This is a genomic window from Geodermatophilus sp. SYSU D00684, assembly GCF_054050455.1.
Genome location: NZ_JBJGZI010000006.1, coordinates 137,142 through 157,605 on the forward strand (window position 1 = coordinate 137,142; position 20,464 = coordinate 157,605).

General features: G+C 74.9%; 18 protein-coding genes. 2 read left to right on the forward strand and 16 right to left on the reverse strand.

Features of this window, described 5'->3' with window-relative positions; genetic code table 11:
• Positions 1-108 precede the first annotated feature (108 nt).
• Complete coding sequence (locus ACI79L_RS06060) at positions 109-1,281, forward strand: PQQ-dependent sugar dehydrogenase (RefSeq protein WP_456935900.1); 1,173 nt, start codon at positions 109-111, stop codon at positions 1,279-1,281.
• A gap of 52 nt (positions 1,282-1,333) precedes the next feature.
• Here ACI79L_RS06060 and gatB read toward each other — a convergent pair whose 3' ends face one another.
• Genes gatB through gatC form a run of 4 tightly spaced genes read right to left on the reverse strand, consistent with a single transcriptional unit; the run spans position 1,334 to position 4,831 of the window.
• Entirely contained in the window at positions 1,334-2,833 is a 1,500-nt protein-coding gene (gatB, locus tag ACI79L_RS06065) for an Asp-tRNA(Asn)/Glu-tRNA(Gln) amidotransferase subunit GatB (RefSeq protein WP_456935901.1), read from the reverse strand.
• Complete coding sequence (locus tag ACI79L_RS06070) at positions 2,830-3,012, reverse strand: hypothetical protein (protein WP_456929163.1); 183 nt, start codon at positions 3,010-3,012, stop codon at positions 2,830-2,832. Before ACI79L_RS06070 ends, gatB begins: the two co-directional genes overlap by 4 nt.
• Entirely contained in the window at positions 3,009-4,505 is a 1,497-nt protein-coding gene (gene gatA, locus ACI79L_RS06075) for an Asp-tRNA(Asn)/Glu-tRNA(Gln) amidotransferase subunit GatA (protein WP_456935902.1), read from the reverse strand. The genes ACI79L_RS06070 and gatA overlap by 4 nt, the downstream gene beginning before the upstream one ends.
• Positions 4,502-4,831: an Asp-tRNA(Asn)/Glu-tRNA(Gln) amidotransferase subunit GatC gene (gene gatC, locus ACI79L_RS06080; protein ID WP_456929161.1), complete on the reverse strand. Its 330-nt coding sequence runs from the start codon at positions 4,829-4,831 to the stop codon at positions 4,502-4,504. Before gatC ends, gatA begins: the two co-directional genes overlap by 4 nt.
• Positions 4,832-5,016: 185 nt before the next feature.
• On the opposite strand from gatC, the gene ACI79L_RS06085 reads away from it, so the two are divergent.
• The gene (locus tag ACI79L_RS06085) at positions 5,017-5,685 is read left to right on the forward strand and encodes an ACT domain-containing protein (protein ID WP_456935903.1); all 669 of its coding nucleotides are present in this window, start codon (positions 5,017-5,019) and stop codon (positions 5,683-5,685) included.
• Position 5,686: 1 nt separating this feature from the next.
• On the opposite strand, the gene ligA is transcribed toward ACI79L_RS06085, so the two are convergent.
• The 12 genes from ligA to ACI79L_RS06145 form a co-directional block, all read right to left on the reverse strand.
• Positions 5,687-7,837: an NAD-dependent DNA ligase LigA gene (gene ligA / locus ACI79L_RS06090; RefSeq protein ID WP_456935904.1), complete on the reverse strand. Its 2,151-nt coding sequence runs from the start codon at positions 7,835-7,837 to the stop codon at positions 5,687-5,689.
• 58 nt (positions 7,838-7,895) lie between these two features.
• Positions 7,896-8,924, reverse strand: coding sequence for a methionine synthase (locus tag ACI79L_RS06095; RefSeq protein WP_456935905.1), 1,029 nt, complete (start codon positions 8,922-8,924; stop codon positions 7,896-7,898).
• Between the two features lie 59 nt (positions 8,925-8,983).
• Positions 8,984-10,798: a bifunctional metallophosphatase/5'-nucleotidase gene (locus ACI79L_RS06100; RefSeq protein WP_456935906.1), complete on the reverse strand. Its 1,815-nt coding sequence runs from the start codon at positions 10,796-10,798 to the stop codon at positions 8,984-8,986.
• Between the two features lie 165 nt (positions 10,799-10,963).
• Positions 10,964-12,031 carry a tRNA 2-thiouridine(34) synthase MnmA gene (gene mnmA, locus ACI79L_RS06105; RefSeq protein ID WP_456935907.1) on the reverse strand — a complete coding sequence of 356 codons (1,068 nt, stop codon included), beginning with the start codon at positions 12,029-12,031 and terminating at the stop codon, positions 10,964-10,966.
• Between the two features lie 4 nt (positions 12,032-12,035).
• Positions 12,036-13,217 (reverse strand): cysteine desulfurase family protein, encoded by a 1,182-nt coding sequence (locus ACI79L_RS06110; protein ID WP_456935908.1) that lies wholly within the window; start codon positions 13,215-13,217, stop codon positions 12,036-12,038.
• Positions 13,218-13,356: 139 nt separating this feature from the next.
• Entirely contained in the window at positions 13,357-14,319 is a 963-nt protein-coding gene (locus ACI79L_RS06115) for an electron transfer flavoprotein subunit alpha/FixB family protein (RefSeq protein ID WP_456929154.1), read from the reverse strand.
• Between the two features lie 39 nt (positions 14,320-14,358).
• A complete protein-coding gene (locus ACI79L_RS06120) occupies positions 14,359-15,138 on the reverse strand; it encodes an electron transfer flavoprotein subunit beta/FixA family protein (RefSeq protein ID WP_456935909.1) in 780 nt (259 codons plus the stop codon).
• Positions 15,139-15,255: 117 nt separating this feature from the next.
• Positions 15,256-16,371 (reverse strand): L-cysteine desulfhydrase Cds1, encoded by a 1,116-nt coding sequence (cds1, locus tag ACI79L_RS06125; RefSeq protein WP_456935910.1) that lies wholly within the window; start codon positions 16,369-16,371, stop codon positions 15,256-15,258.
• A 19-nt stretch (positions 16,372-16,390) separates the two neighbouring features.
• Positions 16,391-17,491 carry an ABC transporter ATP-binding protein gene (locus ACI79L_RS06130; protein WP_456935911.1) on the reverse strand — a complete coding sequence of 367 codons (1,101 nt, stop codon included), beginning with the start codon at positions 17,489-17,491 and terminating at the stop codon, positions 16,391-16,393.
• Positions 17,488-18,381 carry an ABC transporter permease subunit gene (locus ACI79L_RS06135; protein ID WP_456935912.1) on the reverse strand — a complete coding sequence of 298 codons (894 nt, stop codon included), beginning with the start codon at positions 18,379-18,381 and terminating at the stop codon, positions 17,488-17,490. The genes ACI79L_RS06130 and ACI79L_RS06135 overlap by 4 nt, the downstream gene beginning before the upstream one ends.
• Positions 18,378-19,301, reverse strand: a complete 924-nt coding sequence (locus ACI79L_RS06140; protein WP_456935913.1) for an ABC transporter permease — start codon at positions 19,299-19,301, stop codon at positions 18,378-18,380. Before ACI79L_RS06140 ends, ACI79L_RS06135 begins: the two co-directional genes overlap by 4 nt.
• Complete coding sequence (locus ACI79L_RS06145) at positions 19,277-20,431, reverse strand: ABC transporter substrate-binding protein (RefSeq protein ID WP_456935914.1); 1,155 nt, start codon at positions 20,429-20,431, stop codon at positions 19,277-19,279. Before ACI79L_RS06145 ends, ACI79L_RS06140 begins: the two co-directional genes overlap by 25 nt.
• Between the last annotated feature and the right edge of the window lie 33 nt (positions 20,432-20,464).

Genomic DNA, 20,464 nt, shown 5'->3' on the forward strand with positions numbered 1-20,464 from the left:
GAGGTCGGCAACCTACCGGGGACCGGCGCCGCTCCGGGGCGCTGCGCGCCTGCCGGACGGCGCCCGGCGTACGGCTGCCGGCGGCGTTCCGCCCGTACTGTGGAGCGGGTGAGGCGGCAGGCGGGACGGCGCGGCGGCGCGGCGGGCTGCGCGGTCGCCCTGGCGCTCGTGCTCGCCGGGTGCGGCGAGGACGGCTACGAGCCGGCCGGGCCGTTCCGCCCGCTGCCCGAGGGGGCGCCGCCCGAGGTCGGGCCGCCCACCGAGTCCTCCCCCGCGCCCTCGCCCGGCGACCCGGCCGACCCCGGCTCCGGCTCCACCGCCGGCGACCCGAACGTCGTCGCCACCGACCTGGTCGTGCCCACCGGGCTGGTCGTGCTGCCCGACGGCAGCGCCGTCGTGGGCGAGCGCGAGACCGGCCGGCTGCTGCACGTCTTCCCCGACCGCTCGCCGGCGCAGGAGCTCATGGTGCTGCCCGGCGTCGACACCGGCGGCGACGGCGGGCTGCTCGGCCTGGCGCTGTCCCCCACGTTCGACGAGGACGGGCTGTTCTACGCCTACGTCTCGACGGCCACCGACAACCGCGTCGTCCGCTTCCCGCTCGGCGGCACCCCGAACCCGGTGCTCACCGGCATCCCCCGCGGCGAGGTGCACAACGGCGGCGGGCTCGCGTTCGCCCCCGACGGCACCCTGTTCGTCGGCACCGGCGACACCGGCAACCCCGTGCTGGCGCAGGACCCGGCCTCGCTCGGCGGCAAGGTCCTGCACGTCGACGTGTTCGGCCAGCCCGCGACCGCCTCGGGCCCGGTCCACAGCCGGGGCTTCTCCGACGTCACGGCGGTCTGCCCGTCCGGCGACGAGGCGGGCACGCTCTACGCCGTCGACGAGTCCACCGCCGGGCCCGACGAGCTCAACGAGCTGGTCGAGGGCAGCGACCACGGCTGGCCGGCCGCCGGCCCCGGGACGATCGCGCCGCTGTTCGAGGTGGGCAACGCCGAGGGCGGCCTGGGCGGCTGCACCGCCGCGGGGACCACGGTGTTCCTCGGCGCGCTCGACGGCCAGCGGGTGCACGTCGTCCAGCTCGACGGCGACGGCGGGATCAGCGAGGACCCGATCGAGCTCATCAGCGGGCGCTACGGCCGGCTGCGCACCGTCGTCCTCGACAGCGAGGGCGGGCTGTGGGTGACCACGTCCAACCGGGACGGCATCGGCGTCCCCGCCGAGGACGACGACAAGGTGCTGCGGATCCTGCCGCCGTCGTCGACCGGCTCCTCCCCGGTCTGACCGGGCACTTCCGCGGATCTGCACGGCGCAGATCCGCGGAAGTGCGCGCCGGTCAGCTGCCGAGGACGCGCTCCTCGAGCATCCGCCGCACGGTCGGGGCGTCGGCCTGGCCGCGGGTGGCCTTCATGACCTGCCCGACCAGCGCGCCGAGCGCCTGGACCTTGCCCGAGCGCACCTTCTCCACGACGTCGGGGGCGCCGGCGATCGCGGCCTCGACGGCGGCGACGAGCTCGTCGGACTCCCCCATCACCGCCAGGCCGCGAGCCTCGACGACGGTGCGCGGGTCGCCCTCGCCGGCCAGGACGCCGTCGAGCGCCTGCCGGGCCAGCTTGTCGTTGACCGTGCCCTCGGCGACCAGCGTCGTCAGCTCGGCGACCTGGGCCGGGGTGACGGCGAGGTCGGCGAGGTCGACGCCGGCGTCGTTGGCCCGGCGGGCGAGCTCGCCCAGCCACCACTTGCGGGCGTCGGCCGGCGTGGCGCCGGCGGTGACGGTCTGCTCGACCAGCCCGAGCGCCCCGGCGTTGACCAGCCAGGTCATCTCGGTGGCCGACAGGCCCCACTCCTCCTGCAGCCGGCGGCGGCGGGCGGCGGGCAGCTCGGGCAGCCCGGCGGCCAGCTTCTCCACCCACTCGGCGTCGGGCGCGAGCGGCACCAGGTCGGGCTCGGGGAAGTACCGGTAGTCGGTCGCCTCCTCCTTGCTGCGGCCCGGGGAGGTGCTGCCGGTGTCCTCGTGGAAGTGCCGGGTCTCCTGCAGCACCCGCCCGCCGGCGTCGAGGACGGCGGCCTGCCGGCGCATCTCGTAGCGCACCGCCCGCTCCACCGACCGCAGCGAGTTGACGTTCTTGGTCTCGGTGCGGGTGCCCCACTCCAGGCTGCCGATCGGCGCGAGCGAGGTGTTCACGTCGCAGCGCAGGCTGCCCTGCTCCATCCGCACGTCCGAGGCGCCGAGGGTCTGAATGATCTCGCGCAGCTCGGTGACGTAGGCGCGGGCCACCTCGGGGGCCTTGGCGCCGGCGCCGGCCACCGGGCGGGTCACGATCTCCACCAGGGGGATGCCGGCCCGGTTGAAGTCGACCAGCGAGTGGTCGGCGCCGTGGATGCGGCCGGTGGCGCCGCCGACGTGCAGGTTCTTGCCGGTGTCCTCCTCGAGGTGCACCCGCTCGATCTCCACGCGGTAGGTCTCGCCGTCCACCTCGACGTCGAGGTGCCCGGCGGTGCACAGCGGCTCGTCGTACTGGCTGGTCTGGAAGCCCTTCGGGATGTCCGGGTAGAAGTAGTTCTTCCGGGCGAAGCGCGACCAGGACGCGATCCGGCAGCCCAGGGCCAGGCCGATCCGGATGGTCGACTCGACGGCCGCGGCGTTGGCCACCGGCAGCGAGCCGGGCAGGCCGAGGCAGACCGGGCAGGTCTGGGTGTTGGGCTCGGCGCCGAACGTCGTCGAGCAGCCGCAGAACATCTTCGACTCGGTGCCCAGCTCGACGTGGGTCTCCAGGCCGATCACCGGCTCGTAGCGGGTGAGGACGTCGTCGAAGTCGACGAGGGACTCGGTCACGGGGTGGGCCCTCCCTTCGGGGTGGTGCTGCGGCCGGTGACCCAGGCACCGAGGCCGGTCAGCACGCCCAGGACGATGAAGACGGCGAAGACGGCCCGGCCGGTGGTCAGCCACAGCACCAGTCCGGCGAGGATGACGAACGCGGTCAGGCCCCAGGCGGCCTTGAGCGCGCCGTTCACGCGGCACGCTCCGGGAGCCGGTCGGCGAGCGGCGCGCCCTGGGCGGCCTCGACGGCGGCGGCGACGCGGTAGCAGCGGTCGTCGGCCAGCGCCGGCGCCATCACCTGCAGGCCGACCGGCAGCCCCTCGGACAGCCCGCACGGCACCGAGATGGCCGGGACGCCGGCCAGGCTCGCGGGCAGCGTGCACAGGTCGGCGGCGTACATGGCCAGCGGGTCGTCGACGCGGGCGCCCAGCGGCCAGGCCACCGTCGGGCTGGTCGGGCTGACCAGCACGTCGACGCCGCCGTCGAAGGCGGCGGAGAAGTCGCGGGTGATCAGCGAGCGGACCTTCTGCGCCTGGCCGTAGTAGGCGTCGTAGTAGCCCGCCGACAGCGCGTAGGTGCCGAGGATGATCCGGCGCTTGACCTCGGCGCCGAAGCCCTGCTCGCGGGTGAGCGCCATGACCTCGTCGATGTCGCGGGTGCCGTCGTCGCCGACCCGGATGCCGAACCGCATGCCCTCGAACCGGGCCAGGTTCGACGACGCCTCGCTCGGCGCGATCAGGTAGTACGCCGGCAGCGCCAGCCCGAACGAGGGGCAGGACACCTCGCGCACCTCGGCGCCGGCGGCCTCCAGCAGCGCGACCGCCTCGGCGAACCGCTCGAGCACGCCGGCGTCGTAGCCCTCGCGCGCGCCCTCGCCGCCCAGCTCCCGGACGACGCCGACCCGCAGGCCGGACAGGTCGCCGCCGGCGCCGCGGCGGGCGGCCTCGACGACGGTGGGCACCGGGGCGTCGATGCTCGTGGAGTCGCGCGGGTCGTGGCCGCCGATCGCCTCGTGCAGCAGGGCGGCGTCCATGACCGTGCGGGCCATCGGGCCGGCCTGGTCGAGACTGGAGGAGAACGCGATCAGGCCGTAGCGCGACACCGAGCCGTAGGTGGGTTTGTGGCCGACCAGGCCGGTGACCGCGGCGGGCTGGCGGATCGAGCCGCCGGTGTCGGTGCCGAGCGCGAACGGGGCGAGCCGGCCGGCGACCGCGGCGCTGGAGCCGCCCGACGAGCCGCCGGGGATGCGGTCGCGGTCCCACGGGTTGCGGGTGACCCGGTACGCGGAGTTCTCGGTGGACGAGCCCATCGCGAACTCGTCCATGTTGGTCTTGCCGAGCAGCACCGTGCCGGCCTCGTGCAGCCGGGTGGCGACGGTGGCCGAGTACGGCGGGCGCCAGCCCTCGAGGATCCGCGAGCCGCTGGTGGTGGGCACGCCCTCGGTGACGAAGACGTCCTTGAGCGCCACCGGGATGCCGGCCAGGCCGGTGCCGGCGGTGCCCGAGGCGTCGATCTCCCCGGCCCGCTGCAGCGCGGCCTCGGCGTCGACGTGCAGGTAGGCGCCGAGGTCGCCGTCCTCGGCGGCGATCCGGTCCAGGTGGGCGCGGGTGACCTCGACGGCGGAGGTCTCGCCGGCGGCGAGCGCGCTCTGCAGCGCGGTGACCGGCAGCGCGGTGAGGTCGCTCACTCCTCCTCCCCCAGGATGCGCGGCACGCGGAAGCGGTCGTCCTCGGCGGCGGGTGCGCCGGCCAGGACGGCGTCGCGCGGCAGGCACGGGGTGGCGACGTCGTCGCGCAGCACGTTGGTCAGCGGGACGGCGTGGGTCATCGGGGCGACGTCCTCGACGTCGGCGCGCTGCACCTGGGCCACCGCGTCGAGGACCGCGCCCAGCTGGCCGGCGAAGCGGTCGAGCTCCTCGTCGGTGACGGCCAACCGGGCCAGTCGCGCGAGGTGCGCGATGTCCTGGCGGCCGAGGGCGGGTGACGCTCCGCGGTCGGGCGTGGTGGGGCTCATGCTCGGGGAGGACTCCTGTCGTCGGCGCCGGCCGGCGCCAGGGACGCAACCTGTTCACTGTACGTGGGGCGGGTCGGGCGCCGGTCCGGCCGGGCGCGGTGCTCGACCGGGGGCTGCGCATGCGGGAAGCTGCTGCGACCACGATCGACGGAGATCGGCTCACCTCGTCGCCTGCGGAGGCACCCGTGTCCTATCTCCTGCGCCTGGTCGTGCCGGACCGCCCCGGTCTGCTCGGCGCCGTGGCCACCGCCCTGGGCACGGCGGGCGTCGACATCGTCTCGCTCGACGTGCTCGAGCGCGGCAACGGTGTCGCCGTCGACGACGTCGTGGTCGACCTCCCGCCCGGCCGGCTCCCCGACAGCCTGATCACCGCCGTGCAGTCGGTGCCCGGCGTGCAGGTGGAGGCGCTGCGCCCGTTCGCCGGGCCGCTGGACACCCATCGCGAGCTCGACCTGCTCGAGGGGCTGGCCCGGGCCGCCGAGGGCACCGCGGTCAAGCTGCTGGCCGCCGAGCTGCCGCGGGTGTTCCACAGCGGCTGGGCGGCGGTGCTGCACGCCGGCGACGACGGCGGCTGCGAGGCGCTGGCCGCCTCCGACGCGGCGCCGGCGTTCGAGGGCATGCGGCTGCCGTGGCTGCCGCTGGCCTCGCCGCGGCTGCTGCCCAGCGAGGACGACTGGCTGCCCGAGCGCTGGCGGGACCTGGCCGTCGAGATGATGGCCGCGCCCTTCGGCGACCCGTGCACCGCCGTCGTCCTGGGGCGCTCGGGCGGGCCCGCCTACCGCCGCTCGGAGCTGCTGCGGCTGACCCACCTGACCGGGATCGCGGCGAGCGTCGCCCACCTGCCGCCGGCCTGACTCACTCCCCCGCCGGCTCGCTCCCGTCGCCGACGGTCGCGACGGCACGGGCGGCCTCGGGGCCCTGCTCGAGCAGCACGCGCAGGCCGTCGTCGTCGAGGATCGGCGCCTTGACCTGCACGGCCTTGTCGTACTTGCTGCCGGGGTCGGCGCCGACCACCACGAACCCGGTCTTCTTCGACACCGAGCCGGTCACCTTGCCGCCGCGCTGCTGGATCGCGGCGATCGCCTGGTCGCGGCTGTAGTCCCGCAGTGAGCCGGTGACGACGACGGTGACGCCGGTCAGCGGCCCGGGCGGGGCGTCGTCGCCGGCGTCGGCCAGCTTCACGCCGGCCCGGCGCCACTTCTCCACGACCTCGCGGTGCCAGTCGACGGCGAACCAGTCGCGCACCGAGCGGGCGATGGTGGGGCCCACGCCGTCGGCGGCCGCGAGCTCCTCCTCCGACGCCTCGGCGATCCGGTCCAGCGAGCGGAAGTCCCGCGCCAGCGCCTGCGCGGCGGTCGGGCCGACGTGCCGGATGGACAGCGCGACCAGCACCCGCCACAGCGGGACGTCCTTGCGCGACTGCAGGTTGGCCAGCAGCCGCTGCCCGTTCGCCGACAGGTCGCCGTCCTTCCTGGTGAAGAAGGACGTGCGGCAGAGCTTCTCCTCGGTCAGGTCGAAGACGTCGCCCTCGTCCTCGAGCAGGTGCTCGGCCAGCAGCGCGGTCGCGGCCTCGTAGCCGAGCACCTCGATGTCGAACGCCCCGCGCCCGGCGACGTGGAAGACCCGCTCCCGCAGCTGCGCGGGGCAGGACCGCGCGTTGGGGCAGCGGATGTCGGCGTCGCCCTCCTTCTCGTGCCGCAGCTCGGTGCCGCACTCGGGGCAGTGCGTCGGCATGACGAACTCGCGCTCGTCGCCGGTGCGGGCGGCGACCACCGGCCCGAGGACCTCGGGGATGACGTCGCCGGCCTTGCGGATGACGACGGTGTCGCCGATGAGCACGCCCTTGCGCTTGACCTCGCTGGCGTTGTGCAGCGTGGCCAGCTGCACGGTGGAGCCCGCGACCTTGACCGGCTCCATGTAGGCGAACGGCGTCACGCGGCCGGTGCGCCCGACGTTGACCCGGATGTCGAGGAGCTTGGTGGTGGCCTCCTCCGGCGGGTACTTGAACGCGGTCGCCCACCGCGGCGCCCGCGAGGTGGAGCCCATCCGCCGCTGCAGGGCGATCTGGTCGACCTTGACGACGACGCCGTCGATCTCGTGCTCGACCGAGTGCCGCTGCTCGCGGTAGCGCTCGATGTAGGCCCGGACGCCCTCGAGGTCGTCGACCACCTCGAAGCGGTCGCTCGTGGGCAGGCCGAGCTCCCGCAGCCGGGCGTAGGCCTCGGACTGGTTCTCCGGCTGCCAGCCGTCGTGCACGCCGAGCCCGTGCACGATCATCCGCAGCGGCCGGGAGGCGGTGATCCGCGGGTCCTTCTGCCGCAGCGAGCCGGCGGCGGCGTTGCGCGGGTTGGCGAACGGGGCCTTGCCCTGCTCGACCATGCTCGCGTTGAGGTCGGCGAAGGCGGCGACCGGGAAGTAGATCTCACCCCGAACCTCCAGCTGCGCGGGGAGGTCCTCGCCGGTCAGCTGCTGCGGGACGTCCTGCATCGTGCGCACGTTGGCGGTGACGTCCTCGCCGGTGACGCCGTCGCCCCGGGTGGCGGCGCGGACCAGACGCCCGCGCTCGTAGAGCAGCGCGACCGCCAGGCCGTCGATCTTGAGCTCGCACAGGTAGCGGGCACCGGTGCCGACCTCGCGCTCCACGCGGGCGGCCCAGGCCGACAGCTCGTCGCTGTCGAAGACGTTGTCCAGGCTCTGCATGCGCTCGAGGTGCCGCACCGGCGCGAAGGTGGCGGCGAACCCGCCGTTGACCTTCTGGCTCGGCGAGTCCGGCGACACCAGCGCCGGGTGCGCGGCCTCGATGGCCTTGAGCTCGCCCATGAGCGCGTCGTACTGCCCGTCGCTCACCAGCGGCTCGTCGCGCACGTAGTACGCGAAGGCGTAGCGGTCGAGCTCCTCGGACAGGTCGCGGTGGCGCGTCCGCGCGTCGTCGGGGACCTCGGTGAGGTCCTCCCGGTCGGCGACCGCGGCGACCTGCGGGGTGTCCAGCTCGGCGTCCGTGCTCACGCGGGCACGGTATCCGCCGGGTGTGACTCCGGTGCCGGTCCGCCCGATCGGGTGTCGGTCACTCGGGCAGCAGGTACCGCGCGGCCTCGCGGACGTGGGCCATCGCCGCCCGCGCGTAGGCGGGGCCGGCGCCGGCCAGGCCGCACGCCGGGGTGAGGGTGACCGCCTCGTGCAGCGTCTCGGCCGGGAAGCCGAGCTCGCGCCACCAGGCGCGCAGCCGCGAGGCGGTGGCCTTCGGCGCGGGCAGCGGTGCGTCGGTCCCGGGGACGACGCCGGGCAGCAGGTGGGTGCCGGCCTCGACGGCGGCGCCGACGGCGTCGAGGTCCTGGACCAGACCGAGGTCGAACGACAGCCCGGCCGCGCCCGCGGCGCGCAGCAGGTCCAGCGGCGCCCGGTTCGCGCAGCAGTGCACGACCACCGGGCCGGGCAGCGCGGCCACGACGGCGGCGAGCTCCGCCTCGACGTCGGGCGCGGCGACGGCGGGCAGCCGGCCGAAGCCGCTGGCCGTCGGCAGCGCGCCCTGCAGGACCGCCGGCAGCGAGGGCTCGTCGAGCTGGACGACGACCTGCGCGCCGGGCACCCGCGCGGTCACGGCGGCGACGTGCGCGGCGATGCCCTCGGCCAGCGACTGCCCGAGGTCGCGCCGGGCGCCGGCGTCGACGACGGCCCGCTCGCCCCGCTCCCGCTCGAGACCGGCGGCCAGCGTCCACGGCCCCGTGGCCTGCACCTTGAACGGGCCGCGGTGGTCGCCGGCGACGTCGTGCAGGGCGTCGAGGTCGCGGGCGAGGAACTCCTGCGCGCGGCGCAGGTCCCGGCCGGGGCGGGGCACGAGGCGCCAGCCGGCGGGAGTCAGGTCGACGGCGAGGTCGACGAGGAGGGCGGCGCTGCGGCCGAGCAGGTCGGCGCCCGCGCCGCGGGCGGGCAGCTCGGGCAGGTGCGGCAGGCCGGGCAGCTCCCCCAGGACGACCCGCAGGGCCTCGGCAGGGTCGGTGCCGGGCAGCGATCCGACGCCCGAGGCCGGCCCCCACGGTGCGGGAGCCGGCCTCGGGTCGGTGCTGGTCGGATCGGGCTCGGTCGGGGTGGCCACGGCGGCGACGGTAGTACCACCGTCGCCGTGACCCGGCCGGCCCCGGGTGGTGCGATCGGTCAGATGGCCGTGCCGTGGTTGGCAGGCGGCGGGCTGACCGGGGAGTGGTTCGCGAAGTAGGCGACCAGGGCGTCGACGTCGACCGGGCCGGTGACCGGGTTCGTCCCGCCGGTGAAGGCGCCGAAGCTGTCACCACCGGCGACGAGGAACGAGTTGGCCACCACGCGGTACTCCGTCGTCGGCGAGAGGACCACGCCGTTCAGCGTGATCGAGCTGTCGAGCACCCGGTCGCCGTAGGAACGGTCGAGGTCGTACGTGTAGCTGAAGCCGGCCGAGGTGCCCAGGACCAGCTGGGTGTTGCGCGGGCCGCCGTTGAGCTGGAACTGCTGCTCCAGCACGTCGTCGATCTGCGCCCCGGTCAGTGTGATCGCGTTGACCGTGTTGCCGAAGGGCTGGACGTCGAACAGGGCGCCGTACGTGACCGTTCCGCCAGGGATGTCCTTGCGGACACCGCCCGGGTTCATGAAGGCGATCACCGGGTCGCCGTAGACGGGCCCCTGCAGCGCCTCAAGCTGGGCCTGGGCGACCAGGTTGCCGATCGGCTGCTCGCTGCTCCGGCCGGCCGACACGGAGTTGCCGATCGTGGCGGTCGTACTGCCGATGACCCGGTTGCGAGCCTCGGCCGAGCGCCCGTTCCAGTAGTCGACGATCGCCTTGACCTCGGTGTCGACCGCGGTTCGGGTGACGGGAACGTTCGTCGCGGCGTAGGTGGCTCGCCGGTCGACGTCACCGGTGTTCGGGTTGATGGTCAGGCGGATGTCAGTGACCAGTCGACCGTAGAAGCCGGCCTGCGTGACCAGCCGCGGCTCGCTGCCGCGCACCGGGAGCAGGCAGTTGTAGGTCTCGTGGCTGTGCGCACTGACGATGAAGTCGACCTGCTTGTCCATGCGGGCGTTCAGGTCGGTGATCGGTCCGGCCAGGCCGGTGCAGCCGTTGGCCGTGGGAGCGGCGTTGGGGTCGGTGACGTCGCCACCCTCGTGGACCAGGACTCCGATCGAGCGAATGCCCTGCTTCTTGAGCTCGTGCGTCCAGCGGTTGACGGCGTCGGCCTCGTCGATGAACTGGACGTCGGTGATGCCGGCCGGCGACACGATGGTCGGGGTCGTCTCGGTGACCACGCCGATGAGAGCGATCCTCTGGCCGCCCGCGACGTCGAAGACCTGGTACGGCGGCAGCATCGGCTCGCCGGTCTCGCGCGAGATGACGTTGGCGGCCAGGTACGGGAACTCGGCGCCGTGGAACTCGTGCTCGCCGGTACCGAAGCAGCCGTCGACGCCGACCTCGACGCCCTCGCACGCCGTGACGTCGTCGGTGTGGCTGTCGTCGGTGGCGCCGGAGATCCGCCGCAGCTCCTCGGTGCCGCGGTCGAACTCGTGGTTGCCCACGGAGGACACGTCCAGACCCATCGCGTTGAGCGCCTCGATCGTCGGCTCGTCCTTGTAGACGCTCGACTCGAACGGCGAGGCGCTGACCAGGTCCCCGGCGCCGACGAACCAGGAGTTGTCCGAGCCGCCGCTCTGCTGGGCGAACTGCGCCTGCAGCGCGTCGACGGTGGCGGCGATGTGCGCGGCGCCGCCGACGGGGGTCGTGACGTCGTCGGCCGTGCCGTAGGCGCCGTCGGGACCAGGCGAGGTCGCCAGGGCCCCATCGGCGGTGGCCTGCGGGGTGATCCGCCCGTGGAAGTCGTTCATCGCGATCAGCTGGACCGGGATGGACGGCTGGGGCGCGGCCTGGGCCGCGCTCGGGACGGCCACGAGACCGGCCGTGGTCGCCACCGCGACGGCGGCGGCGAGGGAGAAGCGCGTTCGGCGCAAGGAGTCCTCCGGAGGACATGCGGAGCAGGCCACCGGAGACGGCGGCCCGGGCGGGGGTGGTGAGCCGAGCTGCGTAGCCGTGCTCAGGAAGTGGCTCGGACGACACCGTAGGTGACGGACGGTTCCGACACCAGGTCCTCCCGGTGACGATCAGGTGTCCGGCGATCAGCCGGAGACGGTCCCCTGCCCGAGCACCAGGTCGCCCCGCTCCGGGTCGGGCGCGTAGAGGACGGCCGACTGCCCGGGCGCGACGCCGCGCTGCGCCCCGTCCAGCGCGATGACCAGGCCGCCGTCGGGACCGGCGGTCACCGTGCACGGGACGGCGGTGGCGTGCGCCCGCAGCTGCACCTCCGCGCGCAGCGGGAGCTCCGGGGCCGCCCCGGTCCACGTCGGCCGGCCGGTGCGCACCTCGGCGACGCCGGCGAGCTCGGCGGTCCCCACCGTCACGGTCCGGGAGACCGGCTCGATCGACAGCACGTAGCGCGGGCGCTGGTCGCCGGCGGCGATGCCCAGCCCGCGCCGCTGCCCGACGGTGAACCCGTGCGTGCCCTCGTGCGTGCCGACGGTGGCGCCGGTGGCGGCGTCGACGACCGGCCCGGGCGCCGTCCCCAGCCGCCGGGTGAGGAAGCCGCGGGTGTCGCCGTCGGGGATGAAGCAGATGTCGTGCGAGTCGGGCTTGGTGGCGACGGCGAACCCGCGCTCGGCGGCGATCGCGCGCACCCGGTCCTTGGTCATCGACCCCAGCGGGAACACCGCCCCCGCCAGCTGGCCGGGGGTGAGCACGCCGAGCACGTAGGACTGGTCCTTGGCCGCGTCCACCGAGCGGCGCAGCCGGCCGTCCTCCAGCCGCGCGTGGTGGCCGGTGACGACGGCGTCGAAGCCCAGCGCCAGCGCCCGGTCGAGCACCGCGGTGAACTTGATCTTCTCGTTGCACCGCAGGCACGGGTTGGGCGTGCGGCCGGCGGCGTACTCGGCGACGAAGTCCTCGACGACGTCCTCGGTGAACCGCTCGGCGAGGTCCCAGACGTAGAACGGGATGCCGAGCTCGTCGGCGACCCGCCGGGCGTCGTGGGCGTCCTCGACGCTGCAGCAGCCGCGGGCGCCGCTGCGCAGCGTCTGCCGGTCCGGCGAGAGCGCGAGGTGCACCCCGGTGACGTCGTGGCCGGCGTCGACCGCCAGCGCCGCGGCGACCGCGCTGTCCACTCCCCCGCTCATCGCGGCGAGCACGCGCACGGCGCTACCTCCCCGCCCCGCGGGCGCGCTCGACCACGGGGGCGATCACGGCCAGCAGCGCGTCGACGTCGGCGTCGGTGCTCGGCGAGCCCAGGCTGAACCGCAGCGAGCTGCGGGCCCGCGCGGCGTCGGCGCCGACGGCGGTGAGCACGTGGCTGGGCCGGGCCACCCCGGCGCTGCACGCCGACCCGGTCGAGCACTCGATGCCGCGGGCGTCGAGCAGCATGAGCAGCGCGTCGCCCTCGGCGCCGGGGAAGGACAGGTGCGCGTTGCCCGGCAGCCGGCCCGGCCCGCCGGCGACGACGTCGTCCAGCGGGGCGCCGTTGAGCTCGGCGTCGGGGACCTGCTCGAGCACCCCGGCCACCAGCCGGTCGCGCAGCGCGGCCAGCCGGGCGGCGCGCTCGGGCCGGGAGCCGACGGCGGTGGTCGCGGCGACGGCGAGGCCGACGATGGCCGCCACGTCGAGGGTGCCCGAGCGGACGTCGCGCTCCTGCCCGCCGCCGTGCAGCAGCGGCATGCACTCGGCGTCGCGGCGCAGCAGCAGCACGCCGGCGCCCATCGGGCCGCCGACCTTGTGGCCGGTCATGGTGAGCGCGTCGACGCCGCTGTCGGCGAAGTCCACCGGCACCTGGCCGACGGCCTGCACCGCGTCGGTGTGCAGCGGCACCCCCACCGCGTGGGCGACCTGCGCCAGCGCGGCGACGTCGCTGACCGTGCCGATCTCGTTGTTGGCCCACATGACGCTGGCCATCGCGACGTCGGAGCCGTCGCCCAGCGCCTCGGAAAGCGCCTCCGGCGTCACCCGCCCGGTGGGCTCCAGGCGCAGCCAGGTGACCTCCGCGCCCTCGTGCTTGGCCAGCCACTCGGCGCTGTCGAGGACGGCGTGGTGCTCGGCCGGGCTCACCACGAGCCGCCGCCGGCGCGAGTCGGCCTCCCGCCGCGCCCAGTACAGGCCCTTCACCGCGAGGTTGTCGCTCTCGGTGCCCCCACCGGTGAACAGCACCTCCGACGGGCGGGCGCCCAGCGCCTCGGCCAGCCGCTCCCGGGACTGCTCGGCGGCCCGCCGCGCGGCCCGGCCGCTGGCGTGCAGCGAGGAGGCGTTGCCCACCCGGCCGAGCTGCTCGGTCATCGCGGCCAGGACCTCGGGGAGCACCGGCGTGGTCGCCGCGTGGTCGAGGTAGGTCACTCCGCCCAGGTTAGTCGCGCACGACGGACCCGCTCGGGTGACGCCGGTGACCCCGGGAACGGCGACGGGCGCCGACCCCCGGAGGGGATCGGCGCCCGTGGCGACGTGCTGGAACGGCCCCCGCAGCGGGGGCCTCCCGCTACTTGCGGGCGGCGATCTTCTCGGTGGCGGCCGGGACGACCTGGAACAGGTCGCCGACGACGCCGAAGTCGGCCAGCTCGAAGATCGGGGCCTCGGGGTCCTTGTTGACGGCCACGATGGTCTTCGAGGTCTGCATGCCGGCGCGGTGCTGGATCGCCCCGGAGATGCCGACGGCGATGTAGAGCTGCGGCGAGACGGTCTTGCCGGTCTGCCCGACCTGGAAGCTGTGCGGGTAGAAGCCGGAGTCGACCGCGGCACGCGAGGCACCGACGGCGGCGCCGAGCGAGTCGGCCAGGGCCTCGATGATCGAGAAGTTCTCCGCGCTGGCCACACCGCGGCCACCGGAGACGACGATCGAGGCCTCGGTCAGCTCGGGCCGGTTGCTCTTCTGCTCCACGACCCGGTCGACGACGCGGGTCTGCTTCGCCTGGTCGGACAGGCTGACCTCGACCGGGACCTCCTCGCCGGCGGCGGGGGCCGGCTCGGGGGTGACCGAGTTGCCGCGCAGCGTGTAGACCGGGGTGCCGGTCGTCACCTTCGAGTGGACGATCTGCTGGCCGGCGAACACCACTTGGGTGGCGGTGCCGTCGGCGGCGATCTCGCTGACGTCGGTCAGGAAGCCGCTGCCGGTCTTGAGCGCCAGCCGCGCGGCGATCTCCCGGCCCTCCGGGGAGGACGGGATGACGACGGCGGCCGGGGACGCCTGCTGCACCAGCTGGGCGAGCACCTCGGCCTTGGGGGCGACGAGGTACTCGTCGATCTCCGGGGACTCCGCGACGTAGACCTTCGCCGCGCCGTACTGGGCGAGCTGCTCGCGGGCGCCGGCGGCGACGCCGGGGCCGCCGGCGACGACCGCCGAGACCTCACCGAGCGCGCGTGCGGCGGTGAGGGCCTCGAGGGTGCCCTTGCGGACGGTGCCGTCGGCCGGGTTCAGCTCGACGAGGACCAGGACCTCTGCCATGGCTGTTCAGTCTCCTCTTCGCTTCGGATCCGGGCCGGGTCAGACGAGCTTCTGGCCGGCGAGGAAGCCCACGAGCTCCTCGGCGCCGTTGCCCTCGTCGGTGACCTTGACGCCCTCGCCCTTCGGCGGGCGGCCGGCGAAGTCGAGGACCTGGCTGGTGGCGGTGGCGAGGCCGACGGCCGAGGCGTCCACGCCCAGGTCGGCCAGCGACCGGCTCTCCACCGGCTTCTTCTTCGCGGCCATGATCCCCTTGAAGGAGGGGTAGCGCGGCTCGTTGATGGTGTCCCAGGTGGACACGATGGCCGGCAGCGGGGCCTCCAGGGCCCAGTAGCCGCCGTCGGTCTGCCGCTCCACCTTCACCGTCGAGCCCTCGACGGTGAGCTTGCGGGCGCCGGAGACCTGTGGGATGCCCAGCCGCTCGGACAGCAGCGCCGGCATGACGCCCATCTGGCCGTCGGTCGACGTGGCGCCCATGAGGACCAGGTCGTACTCGAGCTGCTGCAGCGCCGCGGCGAGGACCGCCGAGGTCTGGATCGCGCACGAGCCGTGGATGGCGTCGTCCTGCACGTGGACGGCCTTGTCCGCGCCCATCGACAGGGCCTTGCGGATGGCGTCGGTGGCGCTGCCCGGGCCGACGGTCAGCACCGTGACCTCACCGCCCTGCGCCTCCTTGACCTGCAGCGCCTCCTCGATCGCGTACTCGTCGATCTCGTTGATGACGTTGTCCGCGGTGGCGCGGGCGACGGTGTTGTCCGACGGGTCCAGCGAACGCTGGGTGCCCGAGTCGGGGACCTGCTTGACCAGAACGACGATGTTCATCGCCAGACCTACCTCCGCAGTCGGTCATGGGGGACGCGGGCCGCGGCCCGCCTGGCTCCGATAGTGGAGGTTACTGCGGGGTAACGGGGCGGCGGACCGGGGTGCCGGTGAGCCCGGTCACGCCGTCCAGCGGCCGGTGGCGGTGAACTCCTCGAGGACCGCCCGGTGGGGCGCGAGGTCCAGGCCGTGCTCGGCCACCCAGACGTCGGAGTGGTAGGTGTGCGCGTACCGCTCCCCGCCGTCGCAGAGCAGGGTGACCACGCTGCCGGTCCGCCCCTCGGCGACCATCTCCGCGACCAGCCGGAACGCGCCCCACAGGTTGGTGCCGGTCGAGCCGCCGGCCAGCCGCCCGGTCACCCGCTCCAGGTGCCGCACCGCCGCCAGCGACGCGGCGTCGGGGACGCGGATCATCCGGTCGACCACCGACGGCAGGAACGACGGCTCGACCCGCGGCCGGCCGATCCCCTCGATCCGCGACGGCATCCCCGTCGTCCAGGCCGGCTCGTCCTCCACCCAGCCGGGGAAGAACGCCGAGTTCTCCGGGTCGACGACGGCCAGCCGGGTGGGGTGCCGCCGGTAGCGCAGGTAGCGGCCGAAGGTCGCGCTGGTGCCACCGGTGCCCGCCCCGACGACCACCCACTCCGGCACCGGGTGGCGCTCCAGGGCCATCTGCTCGAACACCGACTCGGCGATGGTGTTGTTGCCGCGCCAGTCGGTGGCCCGCTCGGCGTTGCTGAACTGGTCGAGGTAGTGCCCGCCGCACGCGGCGGCCAGCCGGCGCGCCTCGTCGTAGACGTCGGGGGCGCGGTCGACGAAGTGGCAGCGCCCGCCGGCGAACTCGATGAGCGCGACCTTCTCCGGGCTGGTCGAGGCGGGCATGACCGCGACGAACGGGAGGCCCAGCATCCGGGCGAAGTAGGCCTCGCTGACCGCCGTCGACCCGCTGGAGGCCTCGACGACGGTGCTGCCCTCGGTGATCCAGCCCGAGCACAGCGCGTGCAGGAACAGCGAGCGGGCCAGCCGGTGCTTGAGGCTGCCGGTCGGGTGGGTCGACTCGTCCTTGAGGTAGAGGTCGACGCCCCACTCCGGTGGCAGCGGGTAGACGAGCAGGTGGGTGTCGGCGCTGCGCACCGCGTCGGCCTCGACGACGGCGATCGCCCGCTCCACCCACGCCCGCCCGGCGGGGTCGGACCGGTCGACGTCGGTGACCTCGGGGCTCGGGCGCTCGCTCACCCGGCCATCCTCGTGCACCTCAGCCGGCGGCCGGGACCTCCCCCGCGGGCTCGACCAGCGCGGGGCGCTCGGCCGGGGTGACGGTGACCGCCGTCCCGGGGGTGAGGCCCTGGCTCCCGGCGCTGGGGACGTCGGCCCGCACCTCGACGCCGTCGGGCAGCGCGACCGCCAGCCGGGTGGTGGCGCCGGAGAACGTGCGGGTGACCACCCGGCCCACCCCGCGCGGGTCCTCGACCACCTCCAGCGCCTCGGGCCGCACCAGCGCGAACGCCGGGCCGGGCGGCGGGGCGGCGCCGAGCACCTCCCGGCGCACGCCCAGGAACTCGACGTCGCCGTCGCCGAGCACGGCCGGGATGCGGTTCATCGTGCCGACGAAGCCCGCCACGAACGCCGTCGCCGGGCGCTCGTAGAGGTCGTCGGGGGTGGCCACCTGCTCCAGCCGGCCGGCGCGCATGACGCCGACCCGGTCGGCCACCGACAGCGCCTCGGACTGGTCGTGGGTGACGAACACCGTGGTGATGCCGAGCTCCAGCTGGATGCGGCGGATCTCCTCGCGCAGCTGCACGCGCACCTGGGCGTCGAGCGCCGACAGCGGCTCGTCGAGCAGCAGCACCTGCGGGGCCACGGCGAGCGCGCGGGCCAGCGCCACCCGCTGCTGCTGGCCGCCCGACAGCTGGTGCGGGTAGCGCTGCCCGCGGTCGGCGAGCCCGACCAGCTCCAGCAGCTCCGCGGCCCGCCCGGCGCGCTCCTCCCTGCCGCGGCGGCGCACCCGCAGCCCGAAGGCGACGTTCTCGGCCACCGTCATGTTCGGGAAGAGGCTGTAGGCCTGGAACACCATCCCGACGTCGCGCTTCGACGGCGGGATGCCGGTGACGTCGCGGCGGTCGAACCACACCCGGCCGGCGTCGGGCACCTCGAAGCCGGCGATCGCGCGCAGCGCCGTCGTCTTGCCGCAGCCCGAGGGCCCCAGCAGGGCGAGGAACTCCCCGCCCGCGATCTCCAGGTCCAGCCCGTCGAGGGCGAGGACCGGGCCGTAGCGGCGGGTCAGGCCCTCGAGCCGGACGGCGACGCCGGGTGCCTCCCGGAGGTCGGCGGGGGCGGCGGCGCGGACGGCGGTCATGCGGGGTCCTCCTCGCGGCGCCGGCGGTCCAGCGCGGAGATGAGCAGCAGCAGCACCCAGGTCAGCAGCAGCGAGAGCACCGACACCGCCACCGACAGCCGCGGCTGCGAGCCGGAGATGCGCACGATCCAGGTGGGGAAGGTCTCGAAGCCGAGGATGTTGGCGACGGTGAACTCGCCCAGCACCAGCGCGAGGGTGAGGAAGGCGGCGTTGAGCACCGACGTCCGCAGCACCGGCAGGACGACCGAGGCCATCACCCGGGGCCACGAGGCGCCGAGCACCCGCGCGGCCTCGGTGAGCGTGCGCAGCTGGGCGCCGCGGACGCCGGCGTCGAGCGCCCGGTAGACGAACGGCAGCGCCAGCACGACGTAGACCAGCACCAGGATCCACGGCAGCGCCGGCTCCTGGAGGGCGAAGAACACCTCGGCGAGCGGGGTGCCGTAGAAGTGGTCGGGCGCCCAGGCCAGCACGCTGCGCACGCCGACCACCAGCGCGATCGGCGGCAGCAGCAGCGGCACGAGGGTGAGGAACTCGACCAGCGGGCGCAGCCGCGGCAGCCGCAGCTCCACGAGCACCACGGTGGGCACCACGAGCAGCAGCGCGATCGCGACGGTGAGCACCCCGAGCAGCAGCGAGCGGCCGAAGTTCTCGGCGAACCCCTCGGCGCCCGGGATGCTCGTGTAGGCGTCGGCGGTGACCCCGTCGCGGCCCCGGACGGTGAACCACAGCGAGGCGCCCAGCGGCACGAGGAAGTACAGGCCGAGGACGGCGAACACCGCCCACCGCCAGCCCCCGCGCCCGCGCCGGGGGTGCCGGACCGGGGTCTCCGGCTCGACGCCGCCGGCGCCGGCCACCGCCGCGGCGGGGGCGCCGGCCGTCGCCGCGCTCACGCCAGCCACCGCGACGTGCGCCGCTGCACCCAGGTGTAGAAGACCATCACCAGCCCGACGAGGACGACCATCCCCAGGGCCAGCGCCTTGCCGAGGTTCTCCGCGCCGACGACCACGTTGCTCGACAGCGAGTCGGCGATCTGCAGCGTCACCAGCGGCAGGCTCGAGCCGACCAGCGCCTTGGCCGTGGCGTAGGCGGCGAACGCGGAGGCGAACAGCAGCATCGTGGCGCCGAGCACGGGGGGCAGGAGGACCGGCCCGCCGACGTGGCGCCAGTACTGCCAGCGGCTGGCGCCGAGGACGTCGGCGGCCTCGCGCCACTGCAGGCGCAGCGCCTCGACCGCCGGGACGATGGTCAGCACCATCAGCGGCACGAGGAAGTACAGGTAGACCACCGCCAGGCCGGTCATCGAGTACAGCGAGAAGCCGTCGAGGCCGAGGGTGTCGGTCAGCAGGGCGGTGACCACGCCGGCGGTGCCGATGGTGGCGATGAAGGCGAACGCCAGCGGGATGCCGCCGAAGTTGGCCAGCACGCCCGAGGCGGTGAGCACCAGGCGGCGCAGCAGCCGGCCGCGGCGGGTGCCGACGACGGCGAAGGCCAGCGCCAGCCCGAGCACCGCGCCCAGCACCGCGGTGACCGCCGACAGCCGCAGGCTGCCGAGGTAGGCGCGGGCGTAGGCGCCGTCGGTGATCGTGCCGAGGTTCGCCGTCGACCAGCTCTCCTCGAAGGTGACCGGGTCGGTGGCGCGGAACGCCTCGACGGCGAGCACGCCGACCGGCAGCAGCAGGAACAGCGCGACGTAGAGCAGGAACGGCAGGACGCCCAGCGCGGGCAGCAGCCCGCCGCGCCGGCGTCCCCTGCGGGACGCCGGCGCGGCGGGAGCGGGTGCGGTGCTCAGCCGGAGATCTCCTGGTTCCACCGGGTGGCGACCACCTGCTGGGCGGCGGTCTCCTGCTCCTGGGTCGGGAACTCCGCGGTGCCCTCGACCGGCGGGAGGGCGGCCAGCGCCTCGGCGTCGGCGGTCCCGGCCTCCTCCATCACCGGCAGCCGCACCGGCCGGGCGCCACCGGCCAGGTACAGGTTCTGGCCGCGGTCGCTGTAGAGGAACTCCTGCCACAGCCGCGCGGCGGCCGGGTGCGGGGCGTAGGCGCTGATCGCCTGGCTGTAGTAGCCGCCGAACAGCCCGTCGGAGGGGACGGCGACCTGCCAGTCGACGCCCTGCTCGGCGAGGGTGCCGGTCAGGCCCGCGTTGAGGTAGTCCCAGTCGATCGCCAGCGGCGTCTCGCCGCTCTGGATCGTGGCCGGGGTGATCTCGACGGGGTTGAAGTTGCCGACCTCCTTGACCTGGGCGAAGAAGTCGATGCCCGGGCCGATGTCGTCGAGGCTGCCGCCGTTGGCCAGCGACGCCGCCCAGACGCCGGCGAACGCCGCCGCGGCCTGGGTCGGGTTGCCGTTGAGCGCCACCTGGCCGGCGTACTGCGGGTCGAGCAGGTCGGCGAAGCTGGTCGGGCACTCGGCGATCACGCTGGCGTTGCAGCCGATGGAGATGTAGCCGCCGTAGTCGTTGTACCAGTGGCCCTCGGGGTCCTTCTGGCCCTCGGGGATGTCGTCCCAGGTCTCCACCTGGTAGGGCGCGAGCAGGTCCTGGGCCTGGGCCTGGCGGGCGAAGGCGGTGCCCAGGTCGAGGACGTCGGGCGCCCGGTCCTGGCCGCGCTGGCTCTCGACGGCGTTGAGCTCGTCCTGGCTGGACCCGTCGGGCGAGGCGCTGTTGACGGTGATCCCGTACTCCTCCTCGAAGGCGGAGATGATCTCGCCGTAGTTCGCCCAGTCCGGCGGCAGCGCGATGACGTTGAGCTCGCCCTCGGCCTGCGCGGCCTCGACGAGGGCGTCCATGCCCCCGAGGTCCTCGGCGGAGCGGGCACCGGCCGCGTCCGAGCCGCCCCCACCCCCGCCCGAGCCGCCGTCGTCGTCGCCGCCGCCGCAGGCGGTCAGCACGAGGGTCGCGGCCGCCAGGACGGTCGCGGTCCTCAGGGTGGGGGTGGATCGCACGGGGGGTCCTCCTCGGGAGCTGTCGGACGGCCC

Coding starts and splice junctions, on each gene's coding strand:
- gatC (WP_456929161.1), bottom strand. CDS start 4,831: ATGAGCCCCACCACGCCCGACCGCGGAGCGTCACCCGCCCTCGGCCGC.
- ACI79L_RS06130 (WP_456935911.1), bottom strand. CDS start 17,491: ATGACCGCCGTCCGCGCCGCCGCCCCCGCCGACCTCCGGGAGGCACCC.
- ACI79L_RS06115 (WP_456929154.1), bottom strand. CDS start 14,319: ATGGCAGAGGTCCTGGTCCTCGTCGAGCTGAACCCGGCCGACGGCACC.
- ACI79L_RS06120 (WP_456935909.1), bottom strand. CDS start 15,138: ATGAACATCGTCGTTCTGGTCAAGCAGGTCCCCGACTCGGGCACCCAG.